This window comes from Streptomyces sp. NPDC040545, assembly GCF_055595065.1.
Genome location: NZ_JBVIWA010000001.1, coordinates 877,263 through 898,574 on the forward strand (window position 1 = coordinate 877,263; position 21,312 = coordinate 898,574).

General features: G+C 70.9%; 15 protein-coding genes. 9 read left to right on the forward strand and 6 right to left on the reverse strand.

All coding sequences use genetic code 11. The features are described 5' to 3' along the window. The first annotated feature begins 331 nt into the window (after window positions 1–331). From ACZ573_RS04255 to ACZ573_RS04280, 6 genes are all read left to right on the forward strand, one after another. The gene (locus ACZ573_RS04255) at window positions 332–979 is read left to right on the forward strand and encodes a DUF6230 family protein (RefSeq protein ID WP_369475589.1); all 648 of its coding nucleotides are present in this window, start codon (window positions 332–334) and stop codon (window positions 977–979) included. A gap of 109 nt (window positions 980–1,088) precedes the next feature. After that, window positions 1,089–1,676 (forward strand): DUF6114 domain-containing protein, encoded by a 588-nt coding sequence (locus ACZ573_RS04260; RefSeq protein ID WP_471298687.1) that lies wholly within the window; start codon window positions 1,089–1,091, stop codon window positions 1,674–1,676. Continuing rightward, window positions 1,666–2,982, forward strand: a complete 1,317-nt coding sequence (locus tag ACZ573_RS04265; RefSeq protein ID WP_471298689.1) for a hypothetical protein — start codon at window positions 1,666–1,668, stop codon at window positions 2,980–2,982. Before ACZ573_RS04260 ends, ACZ573_RS04265 begins: the two co-directional genes overlap by 11 nt. A gap of 242 nt (window positions 2,983–3,224) precedes the next feature. Continuing rightward, window positions 3,225–4,112, forward strand: coding sequence for an FG-GAP repeat domain-containing protein (locus ACZ573_RS04270; protein ID WP_471298692.1), 888 nt, complete (start codon window positions 3,225–3,227; stop codon window positions 4,110–4,112). A 20-nt stretch (window positions 4,113–4,132) separates the two neighbouring features. Then, entirely contained in the window at window positions 4,133–8,617 is a 4,485-nt protein-coding gene (locus tag ACZ573_RS04275) for a polymorphic toxin-type HINT domain-containing protein (RefSeq protein WP_471298695.1), read from the forward strand. Window positions 8,618–8,628: 11 nt separating this feature from the next. Then, the gene (locus ACZ573_RS04280; protein WP_471298698.1) at window positions 8,629–9,282 is read left to right on the forward strand and encodes a hypothetical protein; all 654 of its coding nucleotides are present in this window, start codon (window positions 8,629–8,631) and stop codon (window positions 9,280–9,282) included. Between the two features lie 112 nt (window positions 9,283–9,394). On the opposite strand, the gene pyk is transcribed toward ACZ573_RS04280, so the two are convergent. The 3 genes from pyk to pta form a co-directional block, all read right to left on the reverse strand. Then, on the reverse strand, window positions 9,395–10,822 hold the full coding sequence (pyk, locus tag ACZ573_RS04285; RefSeq protein WP_471298701.1) for a pyruvate kinase: 1,428 nt from the start codon (window positions 10,820–10,822) through the stop codon (window positions 9,395–9,397). A 61-nt stretch (window positions 10,823–10,883) separates the two neighbouring features. Then, window positions 10,884–12,098 carry an acetate kinase gene (locus tag ACZ573_RS04290; protein WP_471298703.1) on the reverse strand — a complete coding sequence of 405 codons (1,215 nt, stop codon included), beginning with the start codon at window positions 12,096–12,098 and terminating at the stop codon, window positions 10,884–10,886. A 45-nt stretch (window positions 12,099–12,143) separates the two neighbouring features. Beyond that, window positions 12,144–14,288 carry a phosphate acetyltransferase gene (pta, locus tag ACZ573_RS04295; RefSeq protein ID WP_471298706.1) on the reverse strand — a complete coding sequence of 715 codons (2,145 nt, stop codon included), beginning with the start codon at window positions 14,286–14,288 and terminating at the stop codon, window positions 12,144–12,146. A gap of 224 nt (window positions 14,289–14,512) precedes the next feature. On the opposite strand from pta, the gene ACZ573_RS04300 reads away from it, so the two are divergent. Next, window positions 14,513–15,538, forward strand: coding sequence for an ATP-dependent 6-phosphofructokinase (locus tag ACZ573_RS04300; protein ID WP_471298709.1), 1,026 nt, complete (start codon window positions 14,513–14,515; stop codon window positions 15,536–15,538). Between the two features lie 137 nt (window positions 15,539–15,675). Here the strand turns inward: ACZ573_RS04300 and ACZ573_RS04305 are convergent, their stop codons facing one another. Further along, window positions 15,676–16,359 (reverse strand): helix-turn-helix domain-containing protein, encoded by a 684-nt coding sequence (locus ACZ573_RS04305; RefSeq protein WP_471298712.1) that lies wholly within the window; start codon window positions 16,357–16,359, stop codon window positions 15,676–15,678. 339 nt (window positions 16,360–16,698) lie between these two features. Between ACZ573_RS04305 and ACZ573_RS04310 the strand changes: the two genes are divergently transcribed. Both ACZ573_RS04310 and ACZ573_RS04315 read left to right on the forward strand, forming a co-directional pair. After that, on the forward strand, window positions 16,699–17,091 hold the full coding sequence (locus ACZ573_RS04310) for a MerR family transcriptional regulator (RefSeq protein WP_266605082.1): 393 nt from the start codon (window positions 16,699–16,701) through the stop codon (window positions 17,089–17,091). Between the two features lie 25 nt (window positions 17,092–17,116). Further along, the gene (locus tag ACZ573_RS04315; protein ID WP_471298716.1) at window positions 17,117–17,458 is read left to right on the forward strand and encodes a thioredoxin family protein; all 342 of its coding nucleotides are present in this window, start codon (window positions 17,117–17,119) and stop codon (window positions 17,456–17,458) included. Between the two features lie 25 nt (window positions 17,459–17,483). Here ACZ573_RS04315 and glgB read toward each other — a convergent pair whose 3' ends face one another. Next, complete coding sequence (glgB, locus tag ACZ573_RS04320; protein WP_471298718.1) at window positions 17,484–19,802, reverse strand: 1,4-alpha-glucan branching enzyme; 2,319 nt, start codon at window positions 19,800–19,802, stop codon at window positions 17,484–17,486. After that, window positions 19,799–21,250 (reverse strand): maltokinase N-terminal cap-like domain-containing protein, encoded by a 1,452-nt coding sequence (locus ACZ573_RS04325; protein WP_471298721.1) that lies wholly within the window; start codon window positions 21,248–21,250, stop codon window positions 19,799–19,801. Before ACZ573_RS04325 ends, glgB begins: the two co-directional genes overlap by 4 nt. Between the last annotated feature and the right edge of the window lie 62 nt (window positions 21,251–21,312).

The window sequence follows — 21,312 nt, forward strand, 5'->3', positions numbered from 1 at the left end:
CCGGCCTGGAATGGACCACGATCGGCGACGCTCGGTCCTTCCCGCAGAGCCGCTCACTCGGAGCCGCGGTGAAGGGTCCCCACCGAGCCGGCCGGTGGCAGTGGCACCGGCCGTGGGACAGGGGGGTCTCTGCCACTCCGGCGGGGCCTGTCCTCCAGGTTGCGCGAACGCGTGGCCCAGTGGTTGTCGCTCGGGGGTGATCGCCGGTGTATCGGACGTGGCACAGCCGCGGCCCGGCCGCCTGCGCTCCTTCCCGAGGACGTAGCACTTCTCCCATCCCAGGACGGGCACGGCCCGGACCGGAGATGTACGTCCGAGAAGGAGGAACGAAATGAGTTCTCAGGTTCGTGGTGGGACCAGATGGAAGCGCTTCGCGCTCGTCATGGTGCCGAGCATCGCGGCCACGGCCGCGGTCGGTGTGGGTCTGGCGCAGGGCGCCCTCGCGGCGTCGTTCAGCGTCTCCGGCCAGGACTTCAAGGTCTCGGCCGACAAGCTCGACGGTGAAAACCTCATCCAGTACGGCGGGATCGCCAAGGGTCACGAGCTCGACCCCAACGGCAAGGCGCAGGCCCACCCGGTCACCATCTCCGGGTTCAGCCGTGCCGAGATCACCAACATGTGCCAGTCCCTGGTGACCCCGACTCCGCTGGGGCCGATCACGCTCCAGCTGAAGACCGGTCACAAGGGCACCCCGGCCGTGGCGACCAACATCTACCTGGATGTGGCCGAGCTCGACACCGACGCCGAGTTCAAGAACCTCGACATCGGTGTCGCCGTGGGCGACGCGAGCCACAAGACCAAGCCGCAGGCCGGTACGGTGTCCAGCCCCTACGCGTTCTCCCAGCGCGCCGACAGGGCGATTCTGACGGACGTGAAGCAGAAGGCGTGGGCGACCACGGCGGGCACCTTCAAGCTGCCCAACCTGAAGCTGCGCCTGATGGGTGGCGACCAGCCCTGCTACCAGGACATCAAGGACTGACTCAGTCCCCGTGTCTGACCGGACGGGCGGGTGGTGACAGCCGTCGCCCCCGCCCGTCCGGGCTCCACAGAGTTTTCACGTACCACCCGTTTCCAGGGAGCTGTTGTCCATGAACCCCCAGGCCCCGGTTTACGTTCGCGCAGAAGACGACGCCTGGCCCACCGTGGCGTACTACCACTTCCACGCCTGGCGTGGCCGCCGTCCCTTCTGGGCCGGGTTGTTCACGCTCCTCGGTGGCTTCCCGATCGCATACTTCCCTTACGCGGACCTCCGGCTGGGCAACGTCAGTCTTGCGATGGCCACCACGGGCGGCGCAGGCGCACTGATCATCGGTGCACTGCTCATCACGCTCGGCCTGGCGCTCTGGTTCCAGGCGACCATCCGCGTCTTTGCCGGCGTGGCCGCGATCCTGCTCGCCCTGGTCTCGATCCCGGTGTCCAACCTCGGCGGCTTCTTCATCGGCTTCAGCCTCTCCATGGTCGGTGGCGCTCTCGCCCTGGCCTGGGCGCCGGGGCAGCCGGCGGAGGAGGCCGCGCAGCCGGCGGCCGAGCAGCAGCCGGACCCGGTCGGCCTGACCAAGGCGGAGGCGACGGCAGACATGGGTGCCCAGGGCGTTCCCGACCCCCGTGGTACGGAAACGGCATACGCGAGCGAGACGACTGCCCACGCCGATGGCGGGAGGAACAGTGCGGGGTGACGAGACGCAGCGGGGCGTGGCCCCTGGCGCAGAGTCCCGTGTAGTGAAGGGGCCGCGCCACGCGGCGCCCAGGAAGTCGCTGCTGAACAAGATCCAGATACCCGTCGGCAAGACGATGGCGCTCGCGGCGATGCCGACGGCCGTGTTCGTCGGGATGGGCATGGCGCCCAAGCTCGCGGTGGCCGACGACAAGGAGATCCCCTTCGCGCCCGGCCCGTGTGTGACGCGGTCCGACGAACCCGCGGAGACCGAGTCGAAGTCCCCGTCGCCGACGCCGTCCACGACGCCTTCGCCGAGTACGTCGCCCACCGCGACGCCCTCTCCGTCCGCGTCGGCGTCCGCGAAGGCGAAGCCGAGCACCTCGCCGTCGGCGGCCAAGCCCCCGGTGACGAACGAGAAGGCAGCGGCCCCGGCCACGACGTCGGCTCCGGAGCCGACCAAGTCCACGAACCCGCTGGACCCGCTGGGTGTCGGCGACGCGCTCAAGAACCTCGTCGACGAGCTCGGCAGGCCCCTCAAGGACGCGACGGCGAAGGCGACCCCGACGCCCGCGCCCACCCCTTCCGGCACCGCCACGGCGGCCCCGGACCCGGCCGCGGACGCGATCCGCGACGCGGCGAAGAAGGCCGGTGTCGACGTCAAGGAGCTGTCCGAGGAGGTCAAGAAGACCGAGAAGGACCCCAAGAACGAGACGGGCGAGGCCAAGGACAAGGCCAAGGACGAAGCCGCGGACGACAAGTCCAAGGCGGACGACGAGGCCAAGGACGACGAGGACAAGGCCAAGGACGAGGCGACGAAGGACCCGGACGGGAAGCAGCCCTTCCCGTGCCCGACCTACGACGCTAAAGCCCTGGCCGATGCCGAGCTGGAGCAGGGTGTCCCGCTCCTGCCGGACGAGCCCTGGTACCTCGACAGCTCGCTGCTGACCCTCTACGGCCTGGACTACCACGGCATCGTCGAGGTGAAGACGGCCGGCGGCAAGACCAAGAAGGTCCTGAAGTTCACCGCGGACTCGCTGGACATCAAGGACCTGTACCAGACGGTCGGCAAGTCGGGGAACGTCGCCCACCTGAAGTCGCGTCCGGGCTCCACGTCCAAGATCCGCGGCGGCACGGTGACGATGTACACCGAGAGCCTCAAGGGGAACCTGTTCGGTCTGATCCCGATCGAGTTCACCCCGAACAGCCCGCCGCCCGTGAACGTCCCGTTCGCGTTCTTCACGAACGTCAAGGTCGTCCAGGCCGGTCAGTTCGGCGGCACGCTCACCGTTCCGGGCCTGAAGAACTACATGGGCCCGCCGGAGTAGCACCGGCTCACGAGCGTTCCGACAGCCCGTCCCCTTTACGGGGGCGGGCCGTCCGCTTTCCGTTACCCTTGGGTAACTCACATGATCTTCACAGGAGTTGCGCACTCGGCTAGCGTGCAAATGCCGCCGTCATGCACGCGGCGCGCAGCTGTCCACGGGGGGACTCGCAAGCACTTCGGTGTGCCCTTGGCATGCCTGCGCTCGTGACTTCCCTGAGGACCTGCACTTTTATGCTGCACACCATGAAACGCTCGGCACGCCGGGCGGTGATCTGCGCGATCGGCCTGGTGCTGGCCGCCGTCGCGCTGGGGGTGTCCGGAGTGGCTCCGCCGCTCTGGCCGGCCGGGACCGCCAACGCCGGCTCCGCGGGGGCCCAGGCCGCGGCCCCGCCCCTGAAGACGTTCCCGCTCTTTGCGCGCAACGCGAGCACCGGCAAGCTCCGGGCGTACGAGGCGAACGGTACGGGGGGCCTGAAGTCCGCCTACGAGCTGGGCGGCGGCTTCGGCGAGGCGACCGCACTCGTCCAGGCCAACGTGTCGGAGGGCGGCCGGGGCAACGACCTCTACCACCGTGCCGCCGGAAAGCTCTACTACACCGCCGAGCACGGCAACGACACCAAGCTCATCGGCGGCGGCTGGGACATCTACGACACGATCATCTCCGTCGGCAACATGGGCGGTTCCGCCGACGCCGACCTCGTCGGCCGCGACGCCGCCGGCAACCTCTGGCTGTACCAGGGCAAGTCCGACGGCACGCTCGCGGCCCGGATGCGGATCGGCACCGGGTGGGGCGGCATGACGCTCGTGGGCCGCGGCGACTACACCGGTGACGACAAGGCCGACATCCTCGCCCGGACGGCCGACGGCACGCTCGCCATCTACGCCGGTACGGGCGCGGCCACGGTGGACGCCGTGGTCGGCACGCGGTACGTCGTGGGCCCGGGCTGGCAGGCGTACAAGACGCTCGCCTCCGCGGGTGACACCGACGGCGACGGGAAGACCGACCTGATCGCCGCCGATACCGCGGGCGCACTGTGGCTGTTCAAGGGCACCGGCAACCCGGCCGCCCCCTTCGCCGCCCGGGTGCAGATCGGCACCTCGGGCTGGGCGGCCTTCGATGTCCTCTTCTGAGCAGAACGGCTGATACGGGTATGCGCAAGAACGCAACCACGCCCAGACGCCGTCGTTTCGGCAACTGGACGAGCTTCCTGACCCTCACGGCCGTGGCCACCGCCACCGCCGTCACCTTGACCGGCAGCGGGGTGCAGCCCCTCGACGGCCTGCGCCCGGCCGCCGCCGCCGAACCCGCCCCCTACGACCTGGACGCGGCCCAGAAGGTCCGCGAGGCGCAGTGCCTGCTGGGCGACGTGCTGCGCAAGGGCGGCACGCAGATGAAGGCCGTCGCCCGCACGGGACTGAAGGGGACCGAACCCGAACTGCTCGCCGCCGCGGCGCGCAACTACTGGGAGGGCACCCCGCTGTCCGCGGCGTACGACAAGGACCACGCGGCCGCCAACGCCAAGTTCGCCGAGATGGACGAGCGCAACAAGGCGTGGCAGGCCTCGCTGTACATGGCCGACATCCCGCCCGGCTACACGGTGACGGGATTCCAGTGGCCACCGGACAATCCGGGCATCTTCATGGCGACGGGCTACGGGGGCTGGATCGCGGACCAGTTCTGGACGAGCCAGAGCGAGTTCTACGCCGATCCGCACCCGCTGGCCGGCAAGGACTCGGTCGACGCGGCCACCAAGATCGCGAAGGCCCGGTACTACTCGGAGACGCACGAGACCTACGAGGACCGCAAGGAGTGGGAGTGGCACATGGCGGGGTCCACCCCCATGTACGCCGACGATGCCCGCATCTTCCTGCAGAACGGCGGCTTTCCCACCAGCGCTCCCGCCCCGGATTCGATGGAATTCCGGATCGATGTGGAGCAGCTCAAGGCGCGCTTCGCGTCTTGTGCGACGCGCAACCCGCTCGACCCGCACAAGGTCCTGACGGCCGAGGCGGCCGTCGCCTCCGCGGAGTGGCAGGCCGAGATCGCGGGCCAGAACGCCCAGCGGGACACCATCCTCGGTGCCGAGCAGGCCGCCTCCAAGGACCTGCAGATCGCCGCGCAGGCCATGGCCGAGGCGCTCGGCCAGTCCATGATCGCCAGTCGGCTCACCGACTGGGAGGCGCACTTCCTGAAGGTTCCGGCCGACAGCGGACGGCCGCCGGCCAGTGAGTTCACCAAGGCCCGCACGTGGATCGAGCAGGCCCAGGCCCGTGCGACCGGGCGGCTCTACGTGGCCTCGCGCGCGGCCCAGGACGCCCAGGCGCAGGCCGCCAAGGTGACCACCGCGCAGAACGCGGCGTACACGATCGCCGACAACGCGGGCCTGCCCCGCGGCCGCGGTCTCCTCTACGGCCAGCAGGCGGCCCAGGTCACCAAGGCGTCGGCGGCTGCCGCCCAGGCGGCGGCCAAGGCCGCCGAGACCGCCCTGAACGCGACGCGCGCCTCGGCGGCCGACAGCAAGACGCTGAACTCGCTGGCCATGACGCAGGCGCACGCCTCGAAGGCGGAGTTCCGCCGCAAGGCCGCCGAGGAGGCCGCCGCCCAGGCGAAGGCCTCCGCGGAGGGAGCCGCGGCGCAGGCGGTGAAGGCCGCGGAGAACGCCTCGAAGGCGAAGGCGGCACAGGTCAAGGCGGAGGCAGCGGAGAAGGAGGCCAAGACCGCCGCGGCGGATGCGAAGGCCAAGCGCGAGAAGGCCGAGGCCGAGCGGGACTACGCCAAGTCGCAGAAGGAGCTCGCCGAATCGGAGCGGGCGAAGGCCGCGGCGGCGGAAGCCAGGGCCCAGACCCAGCGGACCGAGGCGGGCAGCCAGCTGGCCGCGGCGCAGACGGCGGGAACCACCGCCGAGAACAAGATGAAGGACGCGGTCGACGCCGAGAAGAAGGCCGTGACGGCCCGGAACAAGGCGGTCGACGCGGAACAGGAGCGCGACGCCCTGGAGGCCAAGGCCTACGCCAAGGAGTCCAAGGCTGCGGCCGACGAGGGCACGAGCGCGGCCGAAGGGTCCCGTACCGCGGCGACCGCCGCACGTACCGCCGCAGACAACGCGGGCACGGCGGCCAGGGCCGCACGCGCCGAGGCGGACACGGCGACCGAGGCCGCGACCAACGCGAGAGCGGCGGCGACCCGGGCCCAGGGGGCGGCCAAGCGCGCCCAGGCGGCGGCGGACGCGGCCAAGAGGGACGTCGCGGTCACCGAAGCCGCGGTACAGAAGGCCCACGCGGCGGCGGCCGATGCCATCGACGCGTCGGACGCGGCCAAGTGGAACGCGATCACCGCGAAGTCGCAGGCGGAGACGGCGCACCAGCAGGCGGAGAAGGCCAAGGTGGATGCCTCGGTGGCCCGCAGCGAAGCGGTGGCTGCCGGAGCCGAATCCATCCGTACGGCCGGGTTCGCGTTCTCCACGGCGCAGGCGGCCGTGGCCGCCAGCGAGTCGGCGATGCAGGTGGTCAAGCCGGCCAACGACGCCATCGAGCTGGGTTCTCCGTACAAGGAGACCGACTCCTCGGCGGGTCTGGCCGTGCTGACCGGTCAGGCCGCCAAGACGGCGGCGGAACAGCAGGCGGCCCTGGCCCAGGCCAAGGCGGACCAGGCGGCCAAGGCGGCCGCCGAGGCGAAGAAGCTCGCCGAGCAGGCGGACGCGGACGCGAAGGCGGCGGCGGACGCCGCACTGCAGGCGGCCGACTGGGCCGCCAAGGCGGCCAAGTCGGCGCAGGCCGCGCAGAAGTCGGCCAACGAGGCGGCAGCGTCGGCCAAGGCGGCGAAGGCTTCCGAGGCCAAGACCGTCGAGTACAACCGGCAGGCCACGGCGGACGCCACGGCGGCGCAGACCGCGGCCACCACAGCGGGCACCCACGCCTCCGCCGCGGACGCGGCGGCGACGGACGCGGAGCGCGACGCCGCTTCCGCCCGCAAGGCGGCCACGGCGGCGGAGGCCGACGCGAAGACCGCGGACACGGTCGCGACCAAGGCCGAAACCGACGCCACCACGGCGGAGACGGCCGCGAAGCGGGCCCAGGAAGCGGCGAAGGAGGCGCAGGACGCGGCGACCCGCGCGGAGAACCAGAAGAGCCGCGATGCGATCGCCTCGGGCGGTGTGACCGGCCAGAAGGGCGTGTTCGTCCGCTCCAAGATCGAACCGATCGGAGAACCCGAGGACCAGAACAAGTGCGTCCTGGACATCGGGTTCGACGGCTGCACGGTGAAGTTCAAGCTGACCTACAACCTCACCATTGACTTCTACATGTGCACGGACCCGGCGGCCCCGGAGAACGTGACCGAGGCGAACTGCCCGGCCGAGTACGTGACCTGGATGTATGCCCAGAACATGGGTCAGCAGGCGTACTACAAGGACGTGTACTTCAGCAGGCTCGAACTCGCCCTGATCTTCGACAAGGTGTTCCTGAAGACCCTCTGGCACATGCTCACGGACGACTTCTACAGGTGCGTCAAGGGACACGAGCTGGAAGCCTGTTTGTCGGTCGGCGTCGACCTGGCCATGAGCGCCGCCAGCAAGCGGATGGAACTCCTCATGGAGTCGATGCAGGCCTACCGCGCCGTCATGAGGACCGGCGTGGGTCTGGAGGACGCCAGGGCGCTGGCCAAGAAGGCCGAGATGGACCCAGGCACGATCGCCGCTCTCGAGAACGAGATCGAGGTGTCCCAGCGGCTGTTCGCCTCGTGCAAGCGGAACAGCTTCCCCGCATCGGTACCCGTACTCATGGCGGACGGTTCGCACAAGACGATCGGGTCGGTGCGGGTCGGCGACCTGGTGATGGCAGGCGACACCCTGGCGGGGACGGTGAAGCCGCAGCCGGTGACCGCCGCCTTCCGGCACGACACCGGCCGGCTGATCGACATCACCCTGGCCGACGGCAGCAGTCTGAGCACCACGGCGGGCCACCGGTTGTTCGTGGCGGGTCGTGGCTGGACCTACGCCTCCGATCTGGGAGTGAACGACCGGCTGTGGGATCCGCAGGGTCGGGAGCAGGCGATCACCGCTTTGGGTGACCGCGGGAACATCACCCCCGTGGAGGTGTTCGACCTCACCGTCGACGGTCTGCACACCTTCTTCGTGCAGGCCCAGGGTCCGGCACCCGTGGACGTACTCGTCCACAACTGCCTGGACATCGTCAATGACGAGGGTGTTTCGGGTGCCCACACTCTGGGTGACCATGTCGGTCTGGATCGGGCGAAGATTCTGGCGAAGCTGGAGAAGGGTTCTGCCACCGAGTGGACCGACGAGGCCACCGCTGTCGCCTCCGTTCAGCGGGCATTCGCTGAGTGGAGCGCGGCCCCGGGCAACAAGGACGCGCTGGAGAAGTGGCTGACCAAGAAGCGGCAGGCGAACAAGCCCTTCGACCCCCGCTTCGACCTCTACCCGATCAAATGGACACTGAAGGACAAGGGGTCCCTGGGCAAGAAGTGGGCCAAGGGTCCGCCGGACCCCGACGGCAACCCGACCCTCGTGTCGACTCCGGTCGGGAACGAGGTGGTCATCCAGATCAAGATGGTGCCGAAGGGTCCCGGCGGAAAGCATCCGGGCGGATACGTCGTATACACGAGCTTCCCGCAGTAAAGGACACATGGGTGAACCAGGACCACCACCGCCGCCTCGGTTCGGACATCGGGCTCAGCTGCCTGATGAAGACCTTCCACTATCCCCGGACGAACAGGATGTCCATCGCCCTCGCCACCGTGTGGTCGTTCGCGGACCGCGAGGACGGTGCGTTCGCCCATCAGCTGCTGGACGACGCCAGGCGGCTGTTGGCCTCGGACCTACCGGGCCCGGAGCTGTCCGTGCTCTGGCGGGCGGGGACGTTCGGTGACTTCGACCTGGAGGCCTGCGGGATCGAGGGACGACAGTGGCTCACGTGGATCGAGGAGATCGCCGAGTACCGCATCACCTGGAACGTCGGGAACGCGCCGGACCCGGTGGATCCGCCACCCGCTCGTGGGCTCGGGGAAGCGGTGCTGGGTGAGATCGCGATGGTGGCCCAGGCCCTGGAGTCGGCCACGGCCGGGCACGCCTACGCGGCGGTGTCCGGCGTGGTTCCGGCGCTGCGCCGGGTCGTCGCCGAGGTCGATCCCGATCTCGGGTTCCGGCTGCTGGTGCGGGTGCTCAAGTCCTATTCCGTGGTGATCGACCCCGAGCGGGTCGAGGCCTACCGTGAGCTCGCGGAGCTGCTGGGGCTGGAGAAGGAGGTCGTGGAGGACGGCGATTTCAACGTCCGGCGTGACTGATCCCGCCTGATCGGCGGTCGGCAAGCACCGAGGGCGGCACCCCTGATCCTTCTCAGGATCGGGGGTGCCGCCCTCGGTCTCTGTGCGGCAGAGTTCAAGCGGGCCCGCGGTGTCAGGCCTGGGTGTCGCCCAGGTGGTGGACGCGGACCATGTTGGTGGTGCCGGGGACGCCGGGGGGCGAGCCGGCGGTGATGACCATGGTGTCGCCCTGGTTGTAGCGGTTGAGCTTGAGCAGCTCGCCGTCCACCAGGTCGACCATCGCGTCGGTGGTGTCCACGTGCGGGACGATGTAGGACTCGACGCCCCAGCTCAGCGTGAGCTGGTTGCGGGTGTTGATGTCGGTGGTGAAGGCCAGGATCGGCTGGGTCACGCGGTAGCGCGACAGCCGGCGGGCGGTGTCGCCGGACTGGGTGAAGGCGATCAGCGACTGGGCGTCGAGGAAGTCCGCGATCTCGCACGCCGCGCGGGCGACGGAGCCGCCCTGGGTACGGGGCTTCTTGCCCTGGACCAGCGGCTGGAGGCCCTTGGAGAGGAGCTCCTCCTCGGCCGCCGTGACGATCTTCGACATCGTCTTGACGGTCTCGATCGGGTAGGCGCCGACCGAGGACTCGGCCGACAGCATGACCGCGTCCGCACCGTCGAGGATGGCGTTGGCGACGTCGGAGGCCTCCGCGCGCGTCGGGCGGGAGTTGGTGATCATCGACTCCATCATCTGGGTCGCGACGATCACCGGCTTGGCGTTGCGGCGGCACATCTCGATGAGCCGCTTCTGGACCATCGGGACCTTTTCGAGCGGATACTCGACGGCGAGGTCACCGCGGGCCACCATGACCGCGTCGAAGGCGTCGACCACGGCCGCCATGTTCTCGACGGCCTGCGGCTTCTCCACCTTGGCGATGACGGGGACCCGGCGGCCCTCCTCGTCCATCACCTTGTGGACGTCCTTGACGTCGTTGGCGTCGCGGACGAAGGACAGGGCGACCATGTCGCAGCCCATCCGCAGGGCGAAGCGGAGGTCGTCGACGTCCTTCTCCGACAGGGCGGGGACGTTCACGGCGGCACCCGGCAGGTTGATGCCCTTGTGGTCCGAGATGACACCGCCCTCGATGACGATGGTGCGGACCCGGGGGCCCTCGACCTCGGTCACCCGGAGCTCGACGTTTCCGTCGTTGATCAGGATCTGGTCGCCCTTGGCGACATCGCCCGGGAGGCCCTTGTAGGTGGTGCCGCAGATGGACTTGTCACCCGGGACGTCCTCGGTGGTGATGGTGAACTCGTCACCGCGCACCAGCTCGACGGGACCCTCGGCGAAGGTCTCCAGACGGATCTTCGGGCCCTGGAGGTCGGCGAGGACGCCGACGGCGCGCCCGGTGTCCTCGGAGACCTGCCGGACGCGGTCGTACCGCTCCTGGTGTTCTGCCTGGGACCCGTGGCTGAAGTTGAATCGGGCCACGTTCATACCAGCCTCGATGAGCGCTTTCAGCTGCTCATACGAGTCGACGGCGGGGCCCAGCGTGCAGACAATTTTGGAACGGCGCATGACTGGATCCTATCGGTTTGTTTCGTAGCGGAATATTCCGTCTGGCGGAAAGTCCAAGTGACTAGTCGGTAACCAGCGCATACGCCTGGGTGGCGATCTCCAGTTCCTCATCCGTCGGGACCACCGCCACCGCCACCCGGGCATGCTCCGCCGAGACCAGCCGGGGTTCGGCGGACCGCACGGCGTTGGCCTCCGGATCCAGCACCAGGCCCAGCCCGGCCAGGCCGTCGACCGCCGCCTCGCGGACCTGGTGGGCGTTCTCGCCGACCCCGGCCGTGAAGGTCACCGCGTCCACCCGCCCGAGCACCGCCGTATAGGCCCCGATGTACTTCTTCAGCCGGTGGACGTACGCGGCGAAGGCGAGGCTCGCCGCCTCGTCGCCCGCGCCCGCGCGCCGCAGCACCTCGCGCATGTCGTTGTCGCCGCACATGCCCAGCAGACCGCTCTTCTTGTTCAGGAGCGAATCGATCTCATCCACCGAGAAGCCGCCCACCCGCGCCAGGTGGAAGACGACCGCCGGATCGACGTCGCCCGAACGGGTTCCCATGACCAGCCCCTCCAGCGGGGTCAGGCCCATGGACGTCTCCACGCACACCCCGCCCCGCACGGCCGAGGCGGAGGCGCCGTTGCCGAGGTGCAGCACGATCACGTTCACGTCCTCCACCGGCTTGCCGAGCAGCCGCGCCGTCGCCCGCGATACGTAGGCGTGGGAAGTGCCGTGGAAGCCGTACCGCCGGATGGAGTACGCCTCGGCGGTCGCGGCGTCGATCGCGTACCGCGCCACGTGCTCCGGCATCGTCGCGTGGAAGGCCGTGTCGAAGACGGCGACCTGCGGAAGGTCCGCCCGCAGCGAGCGCGCCACCTCGATGCCCGTCACGTTCGCCGGGTTGTGCAGCGGAGCCAGCGGGATCAGGCTCCGGACCTCCGCCAGCACCTCGTCGTCGATCACGGTCGGCCGGGTGAACCGTGTTCCGCCGTGCACCACCCGGTGCCCCACCGCCGCAAGTTCCGGCGAGTCCAGGCCCATCCCGTCCGCTGCGAGCTCCGCGGCCACGGCCTTCAGCGCGGCCCCGTGGTCCGCGATCGGGCCGAGCCGCTCCCGCCGGCCGGCGGCGGCGCCCGGACCCGCGAGCGGCTCGTGCACCAGCCGGGAGGTCTCCTCGCCGATGCGCTCCACCAGGCCGGCGGCGAGCCGGGACCGGTCCGCCATGTCGAGGAGCTGGTACTTGACCGACGAGGAGCCGGAGTTGAGGACGAGTACGCGCGATGCGGTCACGATGAGGGTCTTTCCTTGTCGCGGGCGGTGGGAGAGGGCGGGGGATCAGGCGGTGGCCGCGGGCGCCGGCGCGCCCTGCGCCTGGATCGCCGTGATGGCCACGGTGGTGACGATGTCCTGGACGAGCGCACCGCGCGAGAGGTCGTTGACCGGCTTGCGCAGACCCTGGAGGACCGGGCCGACCGCCACCGCGCCCGCCGAACGCTGCACGGCCTTGTACGTGTTGTTGCCGGTGTTGAGGTCGGGGAAGATCAGCACCGTCGCGCGGCCGGCCACCTCGGAACCGGGCAGCTTGGTCGCCGCGACCGAGGGCTCCACGGCCGCGTCGTACTGGATCGGCCCCTCGATCTGCAGGTCCGGGCGCTGCGCGCGGACGAGCTCGGTGGCCTTGCGCACCTTGTCCACGTCCGCCCCGCTGCCCGAGGTGCCGGTCGAGTACGAAAGCATCGCGATCCGCGGCTCGACGCCGAAGGCGGCCGCGGTGGCGGCCGACTGGACGGCGATGTCGGCGAGCTGCTCGGCGTTCGGGTCCGGGTTGACCGCGCAGTCGCCGTAGACGAGGACCCGGTCGGCCAGGCACATGAAGAAGACCGAGGAGACGATGGACGCCTCGGGCTTCGCCCTCCCGTCGCCCGCCACCGCCCTGTCCGACGCGCTTCGCGCGGCTGCGTCCGTCTTGATGATCTCGAAGGCCGGGCGGATGGTCGCCGCGGTGGAGTGCACCGAACCGGAGACCATGCCGTCGGCCAGGCCCCGCTGGACCATCAGGGTGCCGAAGTAGTTGACGTCGGTGACCACGTCGCCCGCCAGCTCGACGGTCATCCCCTTGTGGGCGCGGACCTGGGCGTAGTACTCGGAGAAACCTTCCCGTAGCGGGGAGGTCGCCGGGTCGATGAGCTGGGCGCCGGAGATGTCGACGCCGAGGGCGGCGGCCTTCTTCAGGATCGCCTGCTCGTCGCCCAGCAGGGTCAGGTCGCAGACGCCCCGGCGCAGCACCACGTCCGCGGCGCGCAGCACACGCTCCTCGGTGCCCTCGGGCAGCACGACGCGGCGGCGGTCCGAGCGGGCCCGCTCCAGCAGCTCGTGCTCGAACATCATCGGGGTGACGCGCTCCGAGCGGGCCACCGACAGCAGACCGCGCAGCTCGCCGGTGTCCACGTGCCGCTCGAACAGGCCGAGCGCGGTCTCCAGCTTGCGCGGGGTCGCGGAGTTCAACCGGCTCTGCAGCGAGAAGAGTTCGGTGGCGGTGGGGAAGCTGTTGCCGGCCACCGACACCACGGGCGTGCCCGGAGCCAGCTTCGAGGCCAGCGTCAGGATGTCCGGGGTCGGACGCTCGTTCAGCGTGAGCAGCACACCGGCGATCGGCGGGGTGCCGGAGGTGTGCGCGGCCAGCGCGCCGATGACCAGGTCGGAGCGGTCCCCCGGGGTGACGACCAGGCAGCCCGGGGTCAGGGCGTTCAGGAAGTTCGGCAGCATGGCGCCGCCGAAGACGAAGTCCAGGGCGTCGCGGGCCAGCCCGGCCTCGTCGCCGAGGAGCACCTCACCGCCGAGCGCCCGGGTGATCTGGGCGACGGTCGGGGCGGAGAGCGACTTGTCGTCCGGCAGCACGTAGCAGGGCACGGGCAGCCGGGCGGCCAGCCGCTCGGCTATGACGTCGCGGTCCTCAGCGGCCACCCGGTTCACGACCATCGCGACGACGTGGCAGCCCAGGGTCTCGTAGGCGCGGTAGGCGTTGCGGGCCTCGGCGCGCACGGCCTCGGCGTGGTGCTTGGTGCCGCCCACCACGGGCACGACGACCGCGCCCAGCTCGTTGGCGAGGCGGGCGTTGAGCGCCAGCTCGTCGGGGAGGTTGGTCTCCGCGTAGTCGGTGCCGAGGACGAGCATGACCTCGTAGTCGCGGGCCACCCGGTGGTAGCGGTCCACCAGCTGCGAGACCAGCTCGTCGGTGCCCTTCTCGGCCAGGATCGCCGAGGCCTCCTGGTAGGACATGCCGTAGGCCGCCGCGGCGTCCTGATCGATCCGGTAGCGGGCCTTGAGGAGGTCGAAGAGCCGGTCCGGTGCGTCGTGCAGCAGGGGACGGTAGACGCCGACCCGGCCCGTCTGCCGGGTCAGCAGCTCCATGATTCCCAGCTCGACGACCTGCCGGCCGTCCCCCCGCTCGATACCGGTCACGTACACGCTGCGCGTCACGCCCGCTCTCCGTCCCATGCTGTGAATGTCATTTTGGTCTGGCTCGACCCCTTGACAATACCTCTGTCAATGGATAGGGCGCCCCCCGGAAAAAGGCCTGGCCGGGAGGGCCGGAAGGCCTCCGGGGCGCAGCCGCCGAAAACGTGCGGCGCCCCGGGCCCGTGGAACAATCGGACAGGCTTCACCATTACGCCCTTCATATGTACGGCAGGAGACACAGCACGATGCGTATCGGAGTTCTCACCGCAGGCGGCGACTGTCCGGGCCTCAACGCTGTCATCCGGTCGGTCGTACACCGCGCCCTGGTCGGGCACGGAGATGAGGTCATCGGTTTCGAGGACGGCTTCAAGGGCCTCCTCGACGGCCATTTCCGCCCCCTCGACATCAATGCCGTCAGTGGCATCCTCGCCCGCGGCGGCACGATCCTCGGCTCGGCGCGCATGGAACGCGCCCGTCTCCACGAAGCCGCCGAGAACGCCCAGGAGCTGGCGACGCGCTACGGCATCGACGCCCTCATCCCGATCGGCGGCGAAGGCACCCTGACCGCCTCCCGGATGCTGTCGGACGCCGGGATGCCGGTCGTCGGCGTACCGAAGACCATCGACAACGACATCTCCTCCACCGACCGCACCTTCGGCTTCGACACCGCCGTCATGGTCGCCACCGAGGCGATCGACCGCCTCAAGACCACCGCCGAATCGCACCAGCGCGTCATGGTCGTCGAGGTCATGGGCCGCCACGCGGGCTGGATCGCCCTGGAGTCCGGTATGGCCGGCGGTGCACACGGCATCTGCCTGCCGGAGCGCCCCTTCGAGGTGGAAGCCCTGGTGAAGATGGTGGAGGAACGGTTCGCCCGCGGTAAGAAGTTCGCCGTGATCTGCGTGGCCGAGGGCGCGCACCCGGCCGAGGGCTCCATGCCGTACGAGAAGGGCGCGATCGACGCCTACGGCCACGAGCGCTTCGCCGGTATCGGCAACCGCCTCGCAACCGAGCTGGAGCACCGTCTGGGCAAGGAAGCCCGCCCGGTCATCCTCGGCCACGTCCAGCGCGGCGGCACCCCCACCGCCTACGACCGCGTCCTCGCGACCCGCTTCGGCTGGCACGCCGTGGAGGCGGTGCACCGCGGCGAATACGGCAACATGACCGCACTGCGCGGCACCGACATCGTGATGGCCCCGCTCGCCGAGGCCGTCACCGAGCTGAAGACCGTCCCCGACCAGCGCATGTACGAGGCCGAATCCGTCTTCTGACGCCGGCCCGGGCGGGACCTGCGACCCGGCTTCCCGGGCTTCCCCGGCCTCCGATGCCGAACGGCCCCGGTCCCCGCGCGTCCGCGCCGGGTCCGGGGCCGTTCGCCGATGCCGGTGGTCCGCCCGATGCGTTCGTCCTACGCCGCACCGCCCGCGAGGTGCCAGAACCGGTCCACGATCTCGGCGAGGAACTCCCGGCCCGCGTCCCCGCTGCCGGCCTCGCCCTGGCCGCCGCCCCAGCTGAGCGTCGCCACCATCCGCGACTGGTAGTCGCCGTGCAGCTGCTCCAGCACCGTCTCCAGATGGTGCTTGGGGATCGGCAGCAGCTTGCCCAGCGGCTTCACGTACGCCTGCCAGCGCGTGGTCACCGCACTGCGCAGCAGATCGGCGAGCTCCTCGTGCTTGCCGGTCGCCGTCACGAACTGGGCCAGCGTCAGACCCAGCACCGTGGCCAGGGCGGCGGACTGCCGTTCGTTGCCCTTCCAGCGCCCGGTGTCCTCCATCTTCTGGTACGAGCTCGTCTCCAGGCCGATCCGGCGGGCCAGGTCGTCCGCCGCGAGCCCCCGGGCGACCCGATGCTCCCGCAGGGTGACCGGTTCGGCCAGCAGTTCGCCGGGCGCACACCACAGGACGCCCGCGAGAGCCGTGAGCTCGGCGGAGGAAGGTGATATCTCGCCACGCTCCCAGGCCATCACGGTCTCGGGCGCGACGACGAGTCCGTACTGGGCACGCAGGCCGTAGGCGACATGTCCGGGAGCCATGCCCAGGGCCGCGCGCAGGCGACGCGCGGCGGGGGCATTGAAAGGTGGGCTGGAGTGCACACCGCACACCGTAGAAGTGGCCAGGCTGCGGCGCCTACAGACCAAACAAACAAGCCCATACCTCGTAGGAACGTCCTATGAAGTTAAGGCCTTTCGCCGGGTTTCCGGGCGACTGTCCGGTAATCGGTGAAGCGGAAGATCTTTTCCGTATGTACGGTTCCAGCCAACGCCCGTCGATGCAAGACCTCTCACACTCTTCGCACAATCCGAACCGGCCGGCCGTTTTCTGCGTGATCCTTTCCGGGGCCCTCGCCGACGGGGGTGGCGAGGGCCCCGCCTTTCTTCCCCGCCCGTTCCTTTCCTTGCCTTGACGTCGGCGTCAAGGAATACGGTCGTGCCATGCGCATCGGCGAACTGGCGGAGCGGGCGGGGACCAGCACCCGGACGCTCAGGTACTACGAGTCGCGCGGGCTGCTCCCCGCGCGGCGGGCCGGCAACGGCTACCGGACCTACGACGAGGACGACCTGCGGCTGCTGAGCCAGATCCGCACGCTCCAGGACTTCGGCTTCGAGCTGGAGGAGACCCGGCCCTTCGTGGACTGCCTGCGGGCCGGCCACCCGGCCGGGGACTCCTGTCCCGCCTCGCTCGCCGTCTACCGGCGCAAGCTCGCCGAACTGGACGGCCTGATCGGCCAGCTGGCCGACGTGCGCGAGCAGCTCGGACGGCAGTTGGCCGACGCGGAACGGGCGGCCGGCGAAGCGGCCGTGCCGAAGTGCGAGATGACCGGATGACCGGATGGACGAGAGGGACGGTGGCATGAAGGCTCACGGTGTGGCGCAGGTGACCGACGCGGATTTCGAGGCCGAGGTGCTGGGGGAGCGGGGACGGCCCGTCCTCGTGGAGTTCACGGCGGACTGGTGCGGCCCCTGCCGCCAGCTCGCCCCCGTACTCTCCTCGATCGCCGCCGAGGAGGCCGACCGGCTCAAGGTCGTGCAGATCGACGCGGACAGCAACCCCGGGGCCGTCACCCGGTACGGGGTGCTGTCCATGCCGACCCTGCTCGTCTTCCGTGACGGCGAGCCCGTCCAGCAGATGGTCGGGGCCCGGGCCAAGCGCCGGCTGCTCGGGGAACTGGAGCAGCACCTGGCCACGGCCTGAGCCCCGGCGCCGGGCCCCCGCGGGCTCAGCCCTGTGGCCGGAACCAGACCGTCGCCAGCGGCGGGAGGGTCATGCGCAGGCTCGCCGGGCGGCCCTGCGCCGGGACCGGCTCCGGCCGCAGCGGCTGCGTGTGGTGGATGCCGCTGCCGCCGTAGACCTCCAGGTCGGTGTTGAGCACCTCCCCCCACAGCGGCACCTCCTCGGGCACCCCGATCCGGTAGCCGTGCCGGACCACGGGCGAGAAGTTCGACACCGCCAGGAGCTGCGAGCCGTCCTGCGCGTACCGCAGGAACGCGAAGACGTTGTCCTCCGCGGCGTCCGCCTCCACCCAGGCGAAGCCCTCCGGCACGGTGTCCCGCTCCCACAGGGCGGGCGCCGCCGTGTACGTGCGGTTCAGGTCGCGCACCAGGTCCCGTACGCCGCGGTGGTCACCGGCCGCCGCGTAGGAGGAGTCCAGCAGCCACCAGTCCGGCCCGTACACCTCCGACCACTCCGACCCCTGCGCGAACTCCTGCCCCATGAAGAGCAGCTGCTTACCCGGGTGGGCCCACATGAAGCCCAGGTACGCCCGGTGCGAGGCCCGCCGCTGCCACCAGTCGTCCCCGGGCATCCTCGACACCAGCGAACCCTTGCCGTGCACCACCTCGTCGTGCGAGATCGGCAGCACGTAGTTCTCGCTGAAGGCGTAGATCATCCCGAAGGTCATGTCGTGGTGGTGGTACTTGCGATGCACCGGCTCCTTCGACATGTAGCGCAAGGTGTCGTGCATCCAGCCCATGTTCCACTTCAGGCCGAAGCCGAGCCCGCCGCCGTCCGTCGGCCGGGTCACGCCCGTCCACGCCGTGGACTCCTCCGCGATGGTCACCACCCCCGGGCAGCGCCGGTACACGGTCGCGTTCATCTCCTGGAGGAAGCCGACCGCGTCCAGGTTCTCCCGCCCGCCGTGCTCGTTGGGCGCCCACTCGCCCTCGCCGCGCGAGTAGTCGAGGTAGAGCATCGAGGCCACCGCGTCCACGCGCAGGCCGTCCACGTGGAACTCCTCGCACCAGTACACGGCGTTGGCGACGAGGAAGTTGCGGACCTCCTTGCGGCCGTAGTCGAACTCCAGCGTTCCCCAGTCCGGGTGCGCGGCCCGCCGCGGGTCCTGGTGCTCGTACAGCGGCCGCCCGTCGAACTCCGCCAGCGCCCAGTCGTCGCGCGGGAAGTGCGCCGGCACCCAGTCGACGATCACCCCGATCCCGGCCCGGTGCAGCGCGTCCACGAGGAAGCGGAAGTCGTCCGGGGTGCCCATCCGCGAGGTCGGCGCGTAGAAGCCGGTGACCTGATAGCCCCACGAGCCGCCGAACGGATGCTCGGCGACCGGCATCAGCTCCACGTGCGTGAAGCCCAGCTCCTTGACGTACGCGGGCAGCTGCTCGGCGAGCTGCCGGTACGAGAGCCCCGGCCGCCAGGACGCCAGGTGCAGCTCGTACACCGAGAAGGGGGCCTGGTGCGGGGGCCGGTCACCGCGCCCGGCCATCCACGCCGCGTCCTGCCACTCGTACCGGGAGGAGGTGACCACCGAGGCGTTCGCCGGGGGGACCTCCGCGGAGCGGGCCATCGGGTCCGCGCGCAGGGTGTGGCTGCCGTCCGGGCGCGTGATGTCGTACTTGTAGAGCGTTCCGGCGCCCACCCCGGGCAGGAACAGCTCCCACACGCCGGTGGACCCGAGCGAGCGCATCGGGTAGGCGACGGAGTCCCAGTACGAGAAGTCCCCGCTGACCCGGACCCCCTGGGCGTTCGGCGCCCACACCGTGAAGCGGGTCCCGGCCACGCCCTGGTGCTCCATCGGCTCGGCGCCGAGCGCCTTCCACAGCTGCTCGTGGCGGCCCTCGCCGATCAGGTGCAGGTCCAGCTCACCGAGGGCGGGCAGGAACCGGTAGGGGTCGTGGATCTCGATCTCGTCGCCGTCGTACGTGACCAGCAGCCGGTACTCCGGCACGCCGGTCAGGGGCAGCAGCCCCGAGAACAGCCCGTCGCCCTCGTCGAGGAGCTCGGCCCGCAGCCCCTTGGCGACGACGGTGACCGCCTTGGCATAGGGGCGCAGCACCCGGAAGGCCACCCCGCCCCGCTGGGCACGGGCCCCCAGCACCGCGTGCGGATCGTGGTGGCGGCCCTCCAGCAGCCGGGCCCGTTCGTCCGTGCCGAGTGCGGGCGCCGGCCGGACACCGCGCGGAGGGGCGGCGCGGCGGGCCCGGGGCGCCCGGGCCTTCTTCGCCGGCGCCGGCGCCGGCGCCGCCGCCGGAGCGGGGGCGGGTGCGGCTTCGTCGCGGACGGTCGGTGACGGCTGTCGTGCGGCGCTCACGCGAGCGGCCTCCTCGGGGGCTTCGGGTGCGGGTGGGGGTGGGGGGAGACGGGGCCGGGGGCGGACGGGGTCGGCGGCACGCGGTGGGCGGGCCGGACGGGTTCCGAGAGCCGCCGGATCGCGGCCATCGGGACGTGCAGCCAGTCGGGGCGGTGCCGGGACTCGTAACGGGCCTCGTACACCGCCTTGTCGGTCTCGTACGCGCGCAGCAGCACGGGGTCCTCGCGGGGGTCCCGGCCGGTGGTGCGGGCGTAGCCCTCGCAGAAGGCGGCCCGGCAGTCGTCCGCCCAGGCGGGCGCGAACGGCCGGTGCGAGCGGGCGGCGTAGTCGAAGGAGCGCAGTATCCCGGCGATGTCGCGCACCGCCGGTTCGGGACGGCGCCGGTCGGCCAGCGGCCGGGCCGGCTCGCCCTCGAAGTCGATCAACGACCAGCTGCCGTCGAGGGTGCGCAGGGTCTGACCCAGATGGAGGTCCCCGTGGATCCGCTGGGCGGGCACCCCCGCCCCCCGGGAGGCCGCCAGCGCGTCGAAGGCGCCCCGCAGCCCCGCCTCGTAGGGCCGCAGTGCCGGTACCTCCCGGGCGGTGGCGGCCAGCCGGGCCGTCATCCCCGCCGCGAGCCGGGCGGTCTGTTCCGGGCCGAGCGCGACCGTGGGCAGCGCCGCGGCCAGCGCACTGTGCACCTCGGCGGTGGCCCGGCCCAGCGCGTGCGCCTCGGCGGTGAAGTCGTCCCCGGCGCCGAGCCGGCGCAGCGCGAGCTGCCAGCCGTCGTCGGAGCCGCGCAGGTACGGCTGGAGCACGCCCAGGGTCAGCGCCTCGCTGCCGGGCGGCTCGGCCTCGTACCAGGCGACGGGGGCCGGGACCCGGGCGCATCCGGCGGCGGCCAGCGCCCTGGGCAGCTCCAGGTCCGGGTTGACCCCGGGGCCGACCCGGCGGAACACCTTCAGGATGAACGAATCTCCGTAGATGAGCGAGGAGTTGGTCTGCTCCCCGGACAGCGGCCGCGGGGTGAGCCCCGCCGGGATCTCCGTGGCCGGATCCCGGTCGAAGCGCAGCGGGCCGAGGACCCCGGGGGAGCGCAGCCGTTCCAGCAGCATGGCCGCGAGCCGGGGATCGCCCAGCGCCTCGTAGACCGCCCGGCCCGCGTACGGACCGTTCTCGGCATGGCCGATGAGGGTGGGCGCGAGGGCGGGCGGCAGGGACGGGCGGATGCCCAGCAGCAGTTGGTAGCAGTCCCCGTCGACGTCGAGGAGCAGGTGCAGCAGTCCGGGGGTGGATCCCGGCGGCAGCAGTTCGGCCGCCGAGACGGTCCTGAGCCTGCTGATGGTGCGGCCCTTGCCCGCGAACCAGCGCTGTGCGGGCAGCCAGGACCTGAGCATCGGCTCCAGTGGAGCGATCCCGGCGGCCCGGTCGGCCGTCAGCCGGCTCCGGGCGGATGCAGCCTCCGACATGGCGTCGCGTCCTTTCCCCGGGCCGTCACAGAATGCGCAGAGTGTCCCGGATGCGCGGCAGT